Origin of the sequence: Microbulbifer magnicolonia (assembly GCF_035117725.1) — a bacterium.
In the GTDB taxonomy this organism is placed as follows: Bacteria; Pseudomonadota; Gammaproteobacteria; order Pseudomonadales; family Cellvibrionaceae; genus Microbulbifer; species Microbulbifer magnicolonia.
Window position 1 is genome coordinate 878,253 of record NZ_JAYEFD010000002.1, and the last position, 16,250, is coordinate 894,502.

At 63.4% G+C, this 16,250-nt stretch carries 13 protein-coding genes; all 13 read right to left on the minus strand.

Annotated elements, in window-relative coordinates:
* Positions 1-56: 56 nt before the first annotated feature.
* The 13 genes from RRF64_RS13190 to RRF64_RS13250 all read right to left on the minus strand — a co-directional run bounded on the left by RRF64_RS13190 (position 57) and on the right by RRF64_RS13250 (position 16,131).
* Complete coding sequence (locus RRF64_RS13190; protein WP_323846356.1) at positions 57-1,025, minus strand: AgmX/PglI C-terminal domain-containing protein; 969 nt, start codon at positions 1,023-1,025, stop codon at positions 57-59.
* Between the two features lies 1 nt (position 1,026).
* The gene (locus RRF64_RS13195) at positions 1,027-1,557 is read right to left on the minus strand and encodes an ExbD/TolR family protein (RefSeq protein ID WP_323846357.1); all 531 of its coding nucleotides are present in this window, start codon (positions 1,555-1,557) and stop codon (positions 1,027-1,029) included.
* A gap of 1 nt (position 1,558) precedes the next feature.
* The gene (locus RRF64_RS13200; RefSeq protein ID WP_323846700.1) at positions 1,559-2,083 is read right to left on the minus strand and encodes an ExbD/TolR family protein; all 525 of its coding nucleotides are present in this window, start codon (positions 2,081-2,083) and stop codon (positions 1,559-1,561) included.
* Positions 2,084-2,095: 12 nt separating this feature from the next.
* The gene (locus tag RRF64_RS13205) at positions 2,096-2,761 is read right to left on the minus strand and encodes a MotA/TolQ/ExbB proton channel family protein (protein WP_323846358.1); all 666 of its coding nucleotides are present in this window, start codon (positions 2,759-2,761) and stop codon (positions 2,096-2,098) included.
* Positions 2,762-2,853: 92 nt separating this feature from the next.
* On the minus strand, positions 2,854-3,117 hold the full coding sequence (locus RRF64_RS13210; protein WP_323846359.1) for a hypothetical protein: 264 nt from the start codon (positions 3,115-3,117) through the stop codon (positions 2,854-2,856).
* Positions 3,117-3,740 carry a tetratricopeptide repeat protein gene (locus tag RRF64_RS13215; RefSeq protein ID WP_323846360.1) on the minus strand — a complete coding sequence of 208 codons (624 nt, stop codon included), beginning with the start codon at positions 3,738-3,740 and terminating at the stop codon, positions 3,117-3,119. Before RRF64_RS13215 ends, RRF64_RS13210 begins: the two co-directional genes overlap by 1 nt.
* 16 nt (positions 3,741-3,756) lie before the next feature.
* The gene (locus RRF64_RS13220) at positions 3,757-6,612 is read right to left on the minus strand and encodes a tetratricopeptide repeat protein (protein WP_323846361.1); all 2,856 of its coding nucleotides are present in this window, start codon (positions 6,610-6,612) and stop codon (positions 3,757-3,759) included.
* Complete coding sequence (locus tag RRF64_RS13225) at positions 6,605-8,656, minus strand: hypothetical protein (RefSeq protein WP_323846362.1); 2,052 nt, start codon at positions 8,654-8,656, stop codon at positions 6,605-6,607. The genes RRF64_RS13220 and RRF64_RS13225 overlap by 8 nt, the downstream gene beginning before the upstream one ends.
* Positions 8,657-8,662: 6 nt before the next feature.
* Complete coding sequence (locus RRF64_RS13230; protein ID WP_323846363.1) at positions 8,663-9,211, minus strand: AraC family transcriptional regulator; 549 nt, start codon at positions 9,209-9,211, stop codon at positions 8,663-8,665.
* 112 nt (positions 9,212-9,323) lie between these two features.
* The gene (locus RRF64_RS13235; RefSeq protein WP_323846364.1) at positions 9,324-10,346 is read right to left on the minus strand and encodes an FAD:protein FMN transferase; all 1,023 of its coding nucleotides are present in this window, start codon (positions 10,344-10,346) and stop codon (positions 9,324-9,326) included.
* 50 nt (positions 10,347-10,396) lie between these two features.
* Positions 10,397-11,971 (minus strand): hypothetical protein, encoded by a 1,575-nt coding sequence (locus RRF64_RS13240; protein WP_323846365.1) that lies wholly within the window; start codon positions 11,969-11,971, stop codon positions 10,397-10,399.
* Between the two features lie 278 nt (positions 11,972-12,249).
* A complete protein-coding gene (locus tag RRF64_RS13245; RefSeq protein ID WP_323846366.1) occupies positions 12,250-14,700 on the minus strand; it encodes a LamG domain-containing protein in 2,451 nt (816 codons plus the stop codon).
* Between the two features lie 204 nt (positions 14,701-14,904).
* A complete protein-coding gene (locus RRF64_RS13250) occupies positions 14,905-16,131 on the minus strand; it encodes a hypothetical protein (RefSeq protein ID WP_323846367.1) in 1,227 nt (408 codons plus the stop codon).
* Positions 16,132-16,250 lie beyond the last annotated feature (119 nt).

The following is a 16,250-nucleotide window of genomic DNA, read 5'->3' on the forward strand; positions in this document are numbered from 1 at the left end:
TGCAGGAGCGGCGGGGCGGATGGCCACCCCGCCGTTCCTGCAAAAAACGGTGCCGATCAGGACGGCAGGAAGTCGATGGAGTAATTCAGCGTGGTCTTATCCACGTTGGCCGCGCCGAAATTGATCAGGCGGATCCGCGCCAGTAGTTTGCGCTCCAGATCCGGGCTGGCCAGCTCGCTGCCGACCAGCTTGATGCCCGACACCGCGCCGTTCGCCTCGATCACCAGCTGCACCGTGACCTTGCCCTGGAGGGTCGGGTCGTTGCGCAGGGCGCGGTTGTAGATTGCATAGATGGCGCCCTTGTTGGCCTCCATCACGCTGCGGATGGCGTCCTCGGCGCGCGCCGTTTTCTCCCGCTGTACCTGCTTGGCCACTTCGCGCGCGACACCGCTGGCCTGGGTGCTCTCGACGCGGGTGGTCTCCCGCGCGGCCAGTGCGACACCGCCGGTATCGCGGCTCAGCTGGCCGGTGTTTACGCCGCCGCTGGCGGTCCTGGACCTGTCGCTGATCAGGCTGCGGTCGATCTTGCTGGCGGTTGCCGCGCCCGCCGCCAGCTGGCCGGTGCTGACCTCGGCCACGTCGATGCTCTCGCGCATCGCCAGCAGGTCGTCCTGCATCTGCAGCAAACCGCTGTTGGCGGCCTTCTCCCGCGCCAGTTCAACCTTGGCCGCCGGTGGCTTTTCCTTGACCGCGGGCTTGGGCTCCGGCTTAATCGGCTCCGCTTTCTTTTCCTCCGGTTTTTTCTCCGGCTTCTTCTTCTCCACCGGCTTCGGCTTGGGTTTGGGTTCCGGCTTGGGCAGCTCTTTCTTTTCCAGAATCACCTTGGCCAGCTGTGGCGGAATCCGCTCCGCCTGTTCGCGGGTCAGTTCCGGCACCGGAATCAGCGCCACCGCGATACCGAGAACCGCAAAGGCAATCAGGCCGTGGCGCAGGAAGCGGGCAAAGCGCTGATCCTCTTCGACGGAGGCGGACCAGGGCAGAATTGTTTCCTGGAGCTGCCAGGGCGCATAGACAGTATTCGCCATATCAGCTGTCGGCCCCCTGCCCGGTCACCGAAACATCGCCCGGCGCTGTCTGGCTGACGGCGAAGGACATATCGCGGAAGTCAGCGGCGGCGCAGGTCTGCATTATCTGCTTCAGCAGCTGGTAGGGCACCTGCTCGTCGCCCATGATGGTCACGGGATGCCCCTGGGCCTTTTTGTCCGCGGGCAGTTCGCCGGCGCGGTCGGCGCGGTATTTGAGCTCCTGCAGCAGCGCGCCGATATTTTCCGCCTCGGAATCGATCTCTGCGACCTGCGCAATCAAGCGGTCACCGACAAACAGCTGTGCGTTGTTGACGCGCACCACGGTGGTCACTTCCGGCTTCTGCTGTGAAGTGGATTCCGGCAGCTTGATGGTCTTGTCGGTCTGCAGTACTTCCACGTCCGAGGAATTCACCAGCAGGAAAAATACCAGGATGGTGAAAATATCCATCAGCGAAACCAGGTTGAGTTTCGACTGCTGCTTCTGCTGCCGCTGCTTCCTTTGTTGCAGCTTGGCGGCTACGTTCAGATTCATACTATTGCCCCGCTGCCGTCTGCAGCTTCTGTTCCCGGGGTGCGTCGCCGAGGGAAATCTGCGGGAAGAGTTCCGCATCCACCACCGAGGCGGCCACCACCGCGCGGTAGCTGCGCGCCGTGTCCATCGCGGTGACCAGTGTCTTGTAGGGCGTGCCCTGTTCCGACAGGATCACCAGGTCATTCTTGTCGATGGATTTCTCCCCCAGCTGCCGCTTCACTTCCTGCAGCACGATCGACACTGTGGCGAAATCCGCTTCGCCTTCCACATGGGGAATGCGCTTCACACGCATACCGGCCGGGTAGTTGATATCGATATGGGCCTCGCGCAGCACCATCTCCAGCTGGCGGTTCTCCTCCTGGCTGGCAGCGCTGGCATCGCTGAGCCCGGGCAGGTTCAGCTTCAGCACCGAGATTTGCGAGAACACCATATTGAGCAGCAGCACCGGCACCAGAATGGTCATCAGGCTCATAAACGAGGTGATGTCCAGCTCGCCCTCCTGGTGCGTGCGCCGGCGAATATTCAGTTTGAGCATGGCTCAGCCTTTAGTTGCTTTCTGTTCCGCCATCTGTGCGCGGCCCATGGTCAGCAGGTTCAGGTACTTGACCCCGGCCATCTGCAGGCTGTCGATGATCTCGTTGGTCTTGTTCTGCAGCATGGAGTAGAAGAGCAGCAGCGGAATCGCCGAGATCAGGCCGAAGGCGGTGGTGTTCATCGCCACGGAAATACTGGTGGACAGCATGGTCGCCTTCTCGGACGGGTCGGCGCTGGCGACCGCGGTAAAGGCGGCGATCAGGCCCATGATGGTGCCGAGCAGGCCCAGCAGGGTGGCGATATTCGCCAGGGTGGCCAGGTAGCTGGTGCGCTTCTCCAGGCGCGGTACCGCCTCGAGGATGCCCTCCTCGATCGCCAGGGCGATATTCTCGTCGCGCTTGGCATACTGCAGTGTGCCTATACCGGCGGCGGCGATGCGGCCCATGGCCGCCTTGTTTTCGCGGGCCAGTTGCAGCACGCCCTGGTAGTTGCGTTTCTGCAACATCGGCAGCACCTGCTGGTAGGCGCGGCGGTTGGCGCTCTTGGCGCGGGACAGGAAGATCCAGCGCTCAACGACCATCGCCAGGCCTATGACCAGTACCAGCGCGATCGGGTACATGAAAGGACCGCCGTTTTGAAAGAAACGCAGCAGCGCCTGGGTGAATTCCATAATGCAATCTCCGCAGAAAAGATAATTGTGCTCTTAAATGGGTTGTGCCGTAAGGTGCGTCGCACCCTTCAGCAGAATCGCTTAAAAAGTTGCTATTGTTTTTCCTGATCATTTTGCAGCAATTTGATTTCCCGCTGCAGTTCCGAATATTCCTGGTGCCTGAACACATCGCCGACCGTCTGCGGCAGCACGCTGTCCAGCCGCTGCAGGCTGTCTGCCTGCTTCCACGGAATGATATACAGCACCTTGGGCTGTTCCTGGCTGCCGATCACCGTGGACTCCAGGGTGATAACCTCTTCCGCCCCTGCGGGGGCGGCGACGCACAGGGCCGCCAGCAGCGGGAAAATTTTTTTCATCACAGTCTGCGCTCCAGGTCGACGATCCATCCGGCCAGCTGCTTGTCCGGTTCCCCGCCCACTTCCTGCGCAGCGCGGTAGTGTTGCAATGCCTTCTCCGGCTGGTGCAGGTAGAGGTCGAACAGTATGCCCAGGTTGCGGTGCGCATCGCCATAGTCCGGCCAGCGCGCCAGCGCCTCTTTATAACACTGCAGTGCCTCGTCAAAGCGACCGGCATCGCGCAGCAGGGCCGCCAGCTGATTCCAGGCGAACACATTGCTGTCGTTGACAATAATTGCCTGGCGCAGGCTCTGCTCCGCAGCTTCGGTATTGCCAGTCCGTTGCTGAACGATGCCAAGATTGAACCAGGGGCCCGACAGTTTGGGCCAGGATTCTGTCAGTTTCTTTAACTCCGCCTCAGCGGTGGCGAGATCGCCGGCATCAAAGGCCTGTTTTGCAATTTCCATTCCCGCGCGGGCCGCAGCCGGCGCCTCGTCCGCCTGCGCCAGGTAGGGATTGGCAGTCAGCACGCGCTCGCCTTCATCGCCTTCTGCGGGTTGCTGCGGTCCGCCGGTAGCGGCGCAGGCGCTGAGGAGTGCCACCGTCGCGGTCAGCAGCAAATATTTAATGCCCCGGTTTGTCATTTTTTCCGCAATCATGTCAGTGCAGTGCCTCGCTCCACGCCAGGGTCTTCTCCTGTTTCAGGTAGCGTGCCGGCAGCAGTTTGCCGAGGGAATCGAAGCTGTGCCTGACCCACTTGTCGTAGATGCCGTCGCTGGTGCGCAGAATATTCGCCTCGTGCAGTTCGATCGCCTTCTCCTCGAACGGGTAGGCCTGTTCTTCCAGCAGAATCTCGTACTGTTCCAGCTCCAGCGCATTCAGGTTCTTCGGTCGCTGGGATTCCATCAGGTCGCGGCTGAGCTGGCGGTAGACTTCCGCCAGGCGGAAATTCGCCTGGGTGGTGAATTCGGCAATATTGAAGTTCAGCACCTTGCGGTAATCGGCCACGGTGGCGTCCAGCGCGCGTTTCTTGGTGGCCAGGCTTTGCTTGAGCGGCAGCCGCAGTGGCAGGCTCGCAAACGACCGGTAGCTCTGCTCTGCCAGCTCGCTCTGGGAATAGGCGGCGAGATAGCGGCCGCGCGGCGCGGCCACGGCGTTTCCGGCCAGCTGCTGCAGCCAGCGGTTGCGCTCGCGCTGCTGCTCGGTTTCCGCAAACAGCTGCACCAGCTGGTACTGGGCCTCGAGGCGCTGCTCCGCCGGTTGCTGCCACTGTTCGCTGTAGCGGCGATAGGCATCGATGGCCTGATTGTGGTCGCCCGCCTGCTGGAAGCTCTCCGCGGCCATGTACAGCGACTGGCGGCGCACTTCGCTGTCCGGGTCGCTCAGGGACAGCTGCAGCAGTTCACCGGCGGCGGCGCCGGGCATTTCCAGCGCGCGGAAGATGACCACCGCCTTGGCGGCCAGCGTCGGCGTCAGCTTGTGGGCAGGATAATAGCGGCGGAAATCCGCCAGCTCGGCGCTGGCTTTCTGCCACTGCTGCAGTTCGACCAGATAGTTGATGGCATCGTACTGGGCGGTGGCGGCGATCTCGGTGCGGCCGCTGTCGCGGATGCGCAGCAGATGCTGCAGGCCCTCTTCGCTCGGGCCCTGGGCCAGCGCCAGTTCCGCCTGACGGTAGATGGCCGCCTGCAGTCGCTGTTGCGCGACTTTTGAAATATCCGGGCGAGCAGCGCTATCGGTGCCGGCCAGCGCGATCGCGCGGGCATAGGCCTGCTCTGCCAGGGTGTAATTCTGCAGTTCGAACTGGCTGTGGCCGAGGATCATGGCGATGTTCAGCTGCTGACTGCGGCTGGGCGGCGGTTGCCATTTTTCGGCGCGCTCTGCCGCGATAACCGCTTCCGGGTAGCGGGACTGTTGCAGCAGCTTGTCGGCGGCGCTCAGCAAGGCCGGCAGCGCCCGCTTGTCCCCGGGCCAGGCGTCGGCAAATTTCAGGCTGGAGGCGATATTGCGCTCCTGCCACAGGGCTTGCTGCTCTGTGTCTTCGCTGTCGGCCAGTTGTTTGTACATCTGCGCCGAGGTGAGCACGGCCGCGTAGGCGGCTTCGGCGCCGTGGTTTTTGTCGCCGTATTCCCAGGCCACCTGACTGTAGGCGTGCCAGGCGCCGGCGTAGTCGCCGGCCTGTTCCAGACACTCCGCCATCAGGAACACCAGCGGCGGTGTGCTCGGATCCTCGGGAAAGGTGTCCGCGTACTGGCGGTAGAGTTCCGCCGCGGCCAGGTAGGCGCTGCGGGAATCCGCTTCGAGCTGCCGTTTACTACGGACTTCTTTCGTCGAAATCTTTTCAGACTGTGCCGCCAGTGCGTGGGCGCGGGCGTGGTCGTACTTGGCCAGCTCCGCCAGCCAGGGGCGCAACCAGCCGCCGAGCTTTTGCCGCTGCGCCGCGTCCGCCAGCTGCCAGTACTGGCTGCGGATGCCGTAGCGCTGCACGAATTCGCGCTTGGCCGGCAGCACCTCGCCGTGCAGGCCGGCGCTTTGCAGTGTTTCGATTGCACTCAGGTGCAGAGCGGGCGCTTCCACGCTTTGCGGATAGTGCTTGACGTAAGTCAGGTAGGTATCGGCGCTGTCCCGGAAGCGCTCCTTTTCCCGGTACCAGTCGCCGAGGGCGCGGTACAGGTGGTGCTGGTAAGGGCGGACTTCACCCTCCGCATTAAACGATTCGATAACCGCCGCACCGCCCTGGTAGCTGAAACCCAGGGCCAGGCCGCGCAGGCTGTCGTCGGCCAGGCGCTTCTGTCCCTGGGGCAGTGCCTCGAAGGGCGCCCGCTGGTGCAGCTGGTCCAGCAGCTGCAGGAAGGTCTGGATCGAGTTGCGGTAGCTGGCCAGCTTGAACTCGGACCAGGCGAGCATATAGCGCGCGTTGTCGGCAAAGGGACTGTCGCCCTGCTGCAACAGTGCGCGGAAATCACGCGCCGCCGTCGTATAGTCCTTGCGGTTGAAGGCCGCCTCGCCGCGGCGGAACAGCACTTCGGTGATAAACGGCGATTCGGGTGCGGATGCGGCAATGCCTTCGAGTGCCTGCAACGCCTCCTGCGGCCGGCCGTCCAGCGCGCGCGCGCGCGCCAACCGATAGAGAATATAGTCGTCGCCCGGCGTCTCCCCGGCGAGGCTCTCATACTGGCGCACGGCGCTGGAATAGGAGACGGCCACATCCGGGCTGTCCGCCTGCTGCTGTTCCAGCCGCTCCATTTCCAGGTCGGCCAGGCGCAGGCGTATCTGCCGGCGGGTTCGCGGATCCTCGTTGCTCGCCAGCGCCTGCTGATAGCTCTGCTGCAGCGCGGCGATATCCGGCCTGGGCGCCTCGATCGCGGGGCCGGCGGACTCCGGAGGCAGCGACGCCGTCGGCAGGTCTGCCAGCGTCTGGGGGGAATTGTTGCTGCAGGAGGCGGCGATGCAGCAGATCGCCAGTGCCAGCGCCTTTTTGCCGGCCAGATTCTGCCGGCGGATCAACTTATTCATGGACACCGCCCGTACCTTCGCTGGCTGTCCGATTGGCGGTGCGCTCCTCGGTACTTTCTATGGCCGAATTCTGAGCGGCCGAACTCTCAGTGGCGGCGCTTTCTGTGTCCGGGGTTCCCGCCGCCGGGTTCTGCGCCGGCGCCACGGCGCCTTGCATGGCCGCATCCTGCAGGCGCGCAATGGCCAGGCGGCTGTGTGCCACATACTGGCGGACCTGGTCGCGCTCGCGGCCCAGCTCGGCGATCACATCCCTGCGAATGGATTCCTCGATAAGATTACTGGCCCCGAAAATGGCGCTCTGCTGTGCGGCAAGTTCCGGCGCGGCCGCGGTAAGTTCAGCGCGCAGCTGGTTCAGCTGCGGCGCGCGCAGGGCGACGAGATCGGTTTCGCGGCGCTGGCGCTCGGCGTCCTTCAATTGCTCGTCGAGCGCTTGCAGCTGCTCGCGCTGCTGCCACAGTTTGTCGTGGTACTGCTCGCTCGCCTGCCACAGCAGCAGGCCGCGGGCGCGCTGCAGGGTCTTCTGCTGCGATGCCCGCGCCTGGCCGAGGTCTTCCAGTATTTGGTAGCGACCTTCTGCGCGCTTCAGCAGCGACAGCATTTCTGCGCTCTCACCCTCCTCGGCGCCGGCGGCCAGCAGGGCCAGGGCGTCGCGCTCCCGTTGGATGCGCGCCAGGGATTCCTCCAGTTCGCGGTACTGCTGCGCGGCGATCTCCACCTGCTGGTCGAACTGGGCGCTCTGGTAATTCTCCACTATCGACTTGCGGCGCAGCCTGCGCTCGTCGATCAGCTGCGCCAGCTGTGGCAGTTTCTGTTGCCAATTTTCTATGACCTGCGCCAGCTGGCGCAGGTCGCGCAGTTCGGAGAGGCGCAGCTGGAAGTTGTCGCTCTGCAGTATCGGCTGCAGGTAGCGCTGGTTGTCGTGCATCAGCTGTGGCGCTTCTGCCAGCTGCAGCCAGCCATAGCGCTGCGCAGTGGCGTCACCTGCGGGGGAAAACTCCACTGCCTCGATATCCTTCTGCAGCAGTTCCAGCTGGATCAGGACCGAGTGATAGTGCCCCTCGGCGCGGCGGTAGGCGGCCAGTGCAGCGCCCGGGCGCTGCAGTTTTTCGTAGCTGTAGGGCAGCGCCACCATCGCCTCGCGCGCGGCGGCCGAATCGCTATCGGTGTTCACCAGGAACTGCAAGGCGTTTACCGCTGACTGGTGGTCGCCGCTGTTGATGGCCGACCAGCCGAGCCCCAGCAGGGCCCTGCTGGCCCATGGCGTGTGCAGGCGCACCCGGCGGAATTCGTCCATCGCCTCGGTATAGCGCTGCTGCAGGGTGTAGACGTAACCCGCACCGATATGGGCCTTGTCGGCGAGCACCTGCAGCTCTACTGACGAGTCTTCCTGCCCGGCCGCCAGGTCGGCCGCTTTGCGGTAGTGCAATACAGCCGCGGGCAGTTCTCCCTCCCGCGCTACCGCCGCGGCCAGGTTGATATAGCCCAGCACCCGCTGCTCGAGCGGCAGTGCCTCCACTTGGAGCAGTGTCACCGCCGCCGAATAATCTCCGGTACGCAATGCCAGGTTGAGGTCCAGAGCGGACTCCTGCGCGGCACCGGACTTCTGCAGCTGTGCCTCGGCCAGCGGCCAGTTGCCCTGCAGGTAGTTCAGCTCCGCCAGTTTGAGCCAGGCAATTTTGCGGTGCCTGGCCCGGACTTCGCTGTTGCCGTCACTCTGCTGCAGCTGCTGCTCAAACAGTTCCGCCGCACGCTGGTGCAGGCCGAAGCCGAGGCTGATGCCGCCCTCGATCAGGGCGGCATTGTCGCGGTGGGTCTGGATTGCGCCGCGCTGCTCGGCCACCAGCAGTGTGCTCAGGGAGTCGAAGTAATTGCCCTGGAAATAGTCGTAGAGCGCAGCACCGTAAGACATATCCTGTGCCTGGCGGTACTTCTGCGGCGCATCTTTTTCGGGTTCGTCAGCGGCGAGCGTGGGCGCGGCAACCAGCAGGGCTGCCGTCAGGGAGAATGCGCGGGGAAAGGTCCGGGGAAAGTTGCGGTACAGCATCGCGGATCAGGGCGCCGGCCACTCAACCAGTTCGAATTCCGGCTGCTGCTTGCCCGATGAGTCGGAGATGCGCAGTTCTACCACCGCCGGCTCGTCAGTTTTTTCCAGCTCCAGCGTGGCCGCGCGCTTGTACTCGCGGCCCGCGGGACCGAAACCGGTAAAGAAGGCGGAGACGGTGTAGTTGCCGGATTTGAGGTTGCCCTTGAACAGCGGCTGTATGCCGCCGCGGATCAGCGCATCGCGCTGGTGTTCCGTGTACAGGTGGCTGGCGGTGAGCTTGTTGTCGATATGCAGCTTGACGGCGTCCAGCGTGAAGTATTCGCCTACGTCCATGGATACATAGAACGCCACCTGGCTCTGTGCCGGGTACAGCAGATCCTCTTCCAGGATCAGCAGGTCGCGGTTCAGTTTCAGAACGTCGCGCTTCAGGGCTTCCAGTTTGTCTGCGGGAAAGGCCTCGCTTTCGGCCAGAGCCGGCGCGCCAGCGACAACACATGCAACTGTGCCCGAAAAAAGGGCGAGTGAAAGAATCAGGGATCGGATACAGCGTCGCATGGGGCGGCCTTTCAATTAGCTTCAGCACTGGAGATGCCGATTATCGTGAATTATCTCAGGGGATCATGTAACTGTTGTGATCCGGTTGGCAATTTTTATGATGAGCGCAACGTTACTTCGACAGGTCAGTTTGTGGATTGTTTAGGCCGCGACTGAAGTAGAGCCGTTTATTGCTGTCGATCACCACTGCCTCGAAGCCGGGCAGCCGGTCAATCAACGCCAGGCCCTTTTCTTTCCCCAGCACAAACACACTGGTTGACAGCGGATCCGTATCGAAACCGCGCGGGCCGATAATGCTGACACTGATCAGTTTGTCGCTGTCTCCCGCCGCGGTGTCCGCCGGCTTGCCGGTCGCCGGGTTGAAAATATGGTGCACCCGCGCGTTGTGGTCGTCGATAAAAAAGCGCTCGTAATCGCCGGAGGTGGAGATGGCTGTATCGGTCAGTGGAATCACCGCAGCGCTCTTACTTTTGTCCCGCGGGTGGCGGATACCCACCAGCCAAGGCTGGCCGCGCTTGTCTCCCAGCATGCGCGCATCGCCGCCGGCGCTGACACTGGCGCAGCAGACACCGGCGTCCTCCAGTATCGCCACGGCCCTGTCCACCGCATAACCCTTGGCGATACCGCCCAGGTCGATCTTGGTCATTTCGTGGCCGAAGCGCAGGGTCTGCGCGCGCTTGTCGAACTCGAGGTGGCGGTAGTTCAATGCTTCCAGCAGCGATGCGGTGAGCGCTTCGTCAGCCTGTTCGTGCTTGCGGAAATCGTAGTGCTTGCCGAGCGTGGCGTAGCTGATATCGAAGGCGCCGTCGGTCAACTGGCTGTACCAGAGGGACTTGTCGATCAGCGCCGCCAGTTCTCCCGAGAGCTTTATCGGACCCTTGGCGGCTTCGCGGTTGACCCGCGACAGTTCACTGTCTTCCTTGTAGGGCGACAGCTGGTCGTCCAGGCGGCGGAATTCCGCCATCACCTGGCCGATCAGCTGCTCGGCTTGTTTGTCGTCTTCGTGCCACAGCTGCACCGTTACTTCGGTGCCCATAATGGCCTGCTGTTCGTAGTGCCATTCGGCGCTGGCGGAGGAAGCAAACAGCAGCGATAGAAACACGTAGGGTGCGCCCTGCGCACCGAGAACGCTCATAGGTATCGATTGGTGCGCGTGGCGCACCCTACGGAACAGGGTCTTAAACATCAGATAATCGGTGCAAAGGCGGTCATGCTGTCCATCAGGCTGGCATTGCCGAGGCCGTGATTGGGGAACAGGCTGGCAAAATTGCCCTGATCGCCGTGCAGGGCCATGTAATTCAGGACGATGGTTTCTACCAGCAGGTTAACATTGTTCGCCGCCGGGCTGGATGCGGTTTCCACATCGCCGGACGGGCGCATATAGCCCAGCTGCTGGTGCCGCGCCTGTTCGTCTATCGTGCCGCCGAGCAATTGCGGACGTCCGGCCGGGTTGTAGACGAGGAAGAAGGAGGCCGCCGTCTGCTGGTTGTCGCCGGTCCAGACACCCTTGCCGCGCCCCTCTACCGAGTCGTCGATCATGCCATTGGAAAAAACCGAGCCGTCGCTGAACACGTAGATCATCAGCGGCTGGTTGCGGCGCGCGGCGTACTCCAGGCAGGCACCGATACAGCGGCCGGCGCGCAGGTCACGGATCTCGCCGGTGGCGCGGTCACCGGTGTGGTAGTCGTAGCCGCCCATGGTGACGGTGCCGGCACCGGCGTAGCCGTTGACCACCAGTTTCATCACCGAGGCGGTCTTCTGGAATTCGCGGTCGTTGTTGAATTCGGCACTGGTGAAGATGCCGGCGGGACCGACGATATCCGGGTCCACCACCGGGTCCAGGTCGGCGGGATTGCCGAAGCGATCCGCCAGGTCGGCACTCTTCATATAGCCGCAGCGCATCATATCCTTGATCACCGCGTCGGCGGTGACCCGGGTATTTACTTTGCCCAGCTTGGCATCGGAGATGCGGTACATGGATTCCATTACCGCAACCGTGTCCTGTTGGCTCAGCAGTCCCACCAGGTCGCCGACGTCGACCAGGCCGGTGACGTCCGTGGGTCTGTCCACCTTGGTGGGGCGCACTTCCGGATTGATCATCGCCATGGGCGCCATGGAATTGCCCCCGGACTCGCTGGAGCTGGAGCCGATCAGCGCCAGCAGTTCGCCGTTGGCGCCGGCGCGGTTGATGCCGTACATGGGGTTGTGCGGGTTGTTGCCGGTATCGTTTTCCGAGCGGGCCGGGATCACCGCGCCGTTGATGGCGGAGGCGGTGCCGGCGCCGATCTTGTCGAGAATGCCGCGCAGCATGCCGCTGTCACTGTGGAAGGCGAGGCCCAGGTCGGTGTTGATAAAGGGGCTGCCGGCGGCGTCGGTCAGCGACGGCACCATGTCACCGGGCAGGCCCTGCTTGCCGTAACCGGCGGTGCTGAGGAAATCCAGCTGGCCGCCCTGCTTGCCCACCAGCACATTGGAACCGGCGATGTTGGCGCCGCCGGCCAGGTCGAAGCAGATAAACGGAATCTTGCCGGCGCCGCCGGCGGCGCTGATGCCGCAGGGGCCGCGCAGCGCTTCCAGGTCGGAGGACAGCGCCGCGTGGGCCATGCGCGGGTTGGCGAACAGGCTGAACATGGATCCGCCGAGCACCGTGGCCAGGCCGGCGCGGAAGCCCTGGCCGAGGAAGTCGCGCCTCGTTACCGGGCGGTGGTGGTCCGGGTGGCGCAGCGGCTGGTCTAGGTCGAAGTGTTTTTTCTTGCTCATAGTTTCTGTCCGGATTCTGCTAATCCGCGGTGCAATTATTTCGGTAGTCGGGCGGCCCTGCTGCCGGTGGCCGTCCGGGAAAAAGCCTCATCGGTCTGTTCATCAGCCGCAGGCGCCTTTCCCGGACGGCCCCCGGCATCAGGCCCTGCGCATCGGCGCCCGGTGTTCTTTTCGATATCGATCGCGGCCAACGGCCGCTCCTACAGGAGGTGGGCGCACAATTTGTAGGAGCGGCGGGGCGGCCATCCGCCCATGGCCGCGATCGGTCTCTCTAGTCTTCAGTGAATCAGAATCATCGCACTGCCCATCGCCGCCGCGCACACCGCCTTGACCGTGGTCGCGGTGCGGCCGTTACAGGCGCTGCCGCTGCAGTTTTCCATGGTGTCGATCAGATCGTTCAGCTCCGTCTCCACTGCCGCCAGATCCGGCGCCACGGCCAGCTGCGAGACGCTGCTGTCGTGCCAGGTCATCTCGTGGCCGAGCAGGTTCTTGATCAGCGGATCTACTACCTGCGCACGCTTGGCCGGGCTGTTAAACGCGTCGGCAATCGGTGCACCGAAATCGAAGCCGGGGAAGTAGCTGCCGCGCGCTGGTGAATCCACCAGGGTGCTGCAGTACTTCACCGCCAGCTGGGTTATGCCCATCTGCTGCGCGGCGAGGAAACCCAGGATATCGCTCTCCACCGGCAGCTGGCGCTTGACCTTCTCCCAGGTGTCGACGATGTCCGGATGGGCGCTGGAGATACCGGTGGCGCGGGACAGCGCCGCGTGTATCTGCTCGAAGCGGCGCAGGCCGATTCGCGGCTGCGGCTCCAGGTCGGCCGGATCGGCGGGTACGGCCGGCACCGGCTCGACGCGGGTGTAGGTCTCGCTGCCGAGTCGCTCGAAGGTCAGGAAGAATTCGTCGTACTCGGGGCCCTTGTCCAGGGTGATGATGGTGCCGAGCCTGGAGAGCGGCTGGCCCTCGCCGGGCACATAGCTGCCGTCGATGGTCGCGGACAGGTTCGCCCAGGCCTGGCCCACTTCCGCCTCGCGGCCGTTGATGCCGATGCGCATGCCCTCGATGGCGATGCCAGTCGGGGCTGCACTGCCGTCGAGACTGACGAAGGTGGGCTCGCTGAACAGGTAGCCGTAGTTGTCGAACTGCTGCACGGTGAACATCACGTAGCTCTGCGGCACGTTGGTCTGCTCTTCCACCTTGAACAGCAGCAGGTATTTCTCGCCGACGCCGACTTCGTAGTTGGTGGCGATATCCTCGGCGGACAGGGCGCGGGAGTGGATCGCCAGCAGGCGCACCGAGCCCTCCCATTTATTGTCGTTGGACACTTCGCTGCCGAGCACCAGCGCGAAGGTATCGTCCCAGGTGCTGAGCAGTTCCGCCGCTGCCGGGTCGGCGTCGCCGGTGAATTCGCCGTTGACGTACAGCTTGCGCCCGCCGATCGGGTCGTAGGTGGCCACGACATGCTGCAGTGTGGCCTGGGCGCGCTCGGCCATATCGTCGGTGATCAGTGCCGGCATGCCGTCGGCGTCGGTGCTGTCACTGCGGTTCTGGAACGTGTAGTTGTACATCGCCTGGCCGAGGGTGAAGTTGCGGATGTCGTTGCCACCGGAGTAGCTGACGATACGCGCCGGCCCCTCCTGGGAGACATTCGCCGGCGCCACCCAGGCCTCGATGGTGTACTCGCCGGTGGCGGTCAGTGTCTCGTGCAGCTTGCGGCTGGTGGCCGTCGCGCCCTGGGCCTTGCCGCCTTTCAGTTGAATGCCCCATGAGCCGAGCCACTCGACGTCGCCGGACAGGGTCAGGTCGATGGCCGGGTTGACACCGGAGGTGTCGAAGGCCGTGGTGCCGCTGCCGGTTTTGAACTCGTACAGCGCGATCGCGTTGTTCTCCACGCGGCCGCCGCTGCTGGCGACAATGCCGTCGGTCAGCAGCAGCGCCTTGCTGATTACCCAGTTGGGATCGACTTCGGTCAGTGGGATGCTGTCGGCGAAAGCCTGGATGGCCGCGGTCATCTCGTCTTCGTTCTCCGCACAGTCGTCCCAGCAGTTGTGGAACTCACTGCCGAGCCGCACGGAGAATCGCGAGTCGGCCGGGTTGTCCAGGTTCATCCTGGCCTTGGCCGCCTCGTAGGCCTGGTCCACATTGGCGCTGGCGAAATAGGGCTGCTGCGCGGTGCCGGCGTCCTCGCTGTGGCAGCCGGCGCAGTAAGTGCTCAGCAGCGGATAGACGGTGCTGCCGAAGCTGCCGCTGGCGGCGGGGAAGCTCTTGCTCGCACCCACGGTGCGCTCCACCGGCGCGGTCAGGGTGATGGTGTTTGCCAGGCTGCCGCTGGCTCTGGCCCACTCCTCGATATAGTTGGTGATGATTTCCGCACAGGCGTCGGCGCTGGAAAGCCAGCAGTTGTGGCCGCCGCCCACCTTGGTCACCAGACGCGACTCTGCCGGCTGCGACAGATTGACCAGTTCGCGGCCGGCGTCGTAGGCGATATTGATATCGTCGCCGCGCACGAACTGCGGGCTCTGGTTGTTCTCCACATGGCAGCCGCCGCAGCGGTTCTCCGCCGCCAGGTTGTCCCAGATATAGCGTTTGTACTGCTGCACATCCTCGGTCTCCGGCGCCGGACCGGAATAGCTGGCGCCGCCGCTACCGGGGTTGGTGTTGGGCTGTTCCTCGGTGTCCTGGCCGCTGCCGCCGCTACAGGCGGAAAGTATCGCCGCAGCGAGAATCAAACCAAAGGACGAGCCCGTCGAACGAAATGCAGAGCGCGATGCGAAGGTCCTGATGCCGGTAGCGCCTTGCGGGACTGTCTGCGAGAGGGATCTCGCAGACAAGCCTCCAGGGATGGATTCACGGCGTGTCCCGCAAGGCGCTACCGGTAGCAGGGCCGCCACTGAACTGAAAAAGGAGCCGGGGATTTTTCTATTCGTCATAAATTAATCCCCCGCGCAGTAAACAGCAGCGTCCGCATAGACCTGCTTCAGCTTGTAGCCGCTGTTGCTGAAATCGTCGGCGATGGCATCGATGCGCGTGCGATCGGCCGTATTCTCCGGCTCCCGCAGGCACACCTGGCGAAATACCTTGGTCACCTGGCACTCGGCGAAGGCGCGACTGTTGGCCAATTCCTCGCCCAGGGACTTGGCGCCGTTGCCGCTGCCGGGCAGGGCGCTGCTCCAGCCCAGGTGCATATTCGGTCCCTCGCGCCAGTAGTTGTCCCAGCGGTCGTCCGGCAGTATGAAGCCGTGGGGGAAGTTGGCGCTGTTGATATGGTTCTTCGCCTTCACGCGGCTGCCAGTGGCTGGGTCTGATTCACCGGTGCTGTTGTAATCGAGCGCGCCGTTTTCCCCCTCCGGGTCATTGTCCGCGTCGTAGGCAAAGTCGTAGTAGGCGAAGGCCTGGGCCATGGGGTCCATGCCGCTGTGGCAGCCGATGCAGTTGTTCTGGAACACGCGACTGTCACCGCCGGGGCTGCGGCTCACATCCTGGCGGATGCGGTCCGGAGCTCTGGAAGTGTCCTGCACCTGCTCCATATCCCGGCACAGATGGTTCACCAGGGTGAAGCGGAACATGGCTCGGTTGGTACCGGCGATAAAGAAGGACTTGGCCGCGCCGCGGGTGGTGATGACGCCGGCGGTCGCCTCCGCCGGCAGGCCGGTGACCGACGACTGGCTGCGCTGTACCAGGCTGTCCTTGAGCGAATGGCCACCGGCCTCCAGCGCCTCGTAGTGGTCGTTGTCGCTGTTGCTGTAGGCGGGCAGGCCGGAGACATCGCCCGTATAAAGGATGTTGCCGGACAGCACTTCGCGGAAATCCACGTCGTCGCGCACCATGCCGATGACCGTGGCGGTGTAATCGTTCAACGGCGCGAATACATCGCGGTCCCGGTTGGTCCAGGGGGTGGCGAGATTTTTCAGCGTCACGTTGTAGAAGGCGTCGTTCTGCATCGCCGTGTAGGCGGCGGCCTGTGGATCGCCGTTGGCAATATCTTCGGCCATGTCGAGCAGTATGCTTTCCGTGGGTATGACGCCGGTCAGACGACTGTGCATTTGCAGGGCCTGGTCCTGGGGGGCGGCGATGGCTGCACCGGCCCAGAAGTAAGCGCCGAGCAGCAAGCAGCCAGCTTTTGGTTGGGTGCCGCTCAGTCGAGGCAGTAGATTTTTCATGGAATTATTTGATTGGAATGAGCACTAAGCCAAGTGACATCAAATACTAATTCCTGGTTCCTGGTATTGTCTGTGACACTTGCAATATTTGGGCTCCAGTTGGCAAATTTTTTGTGCGC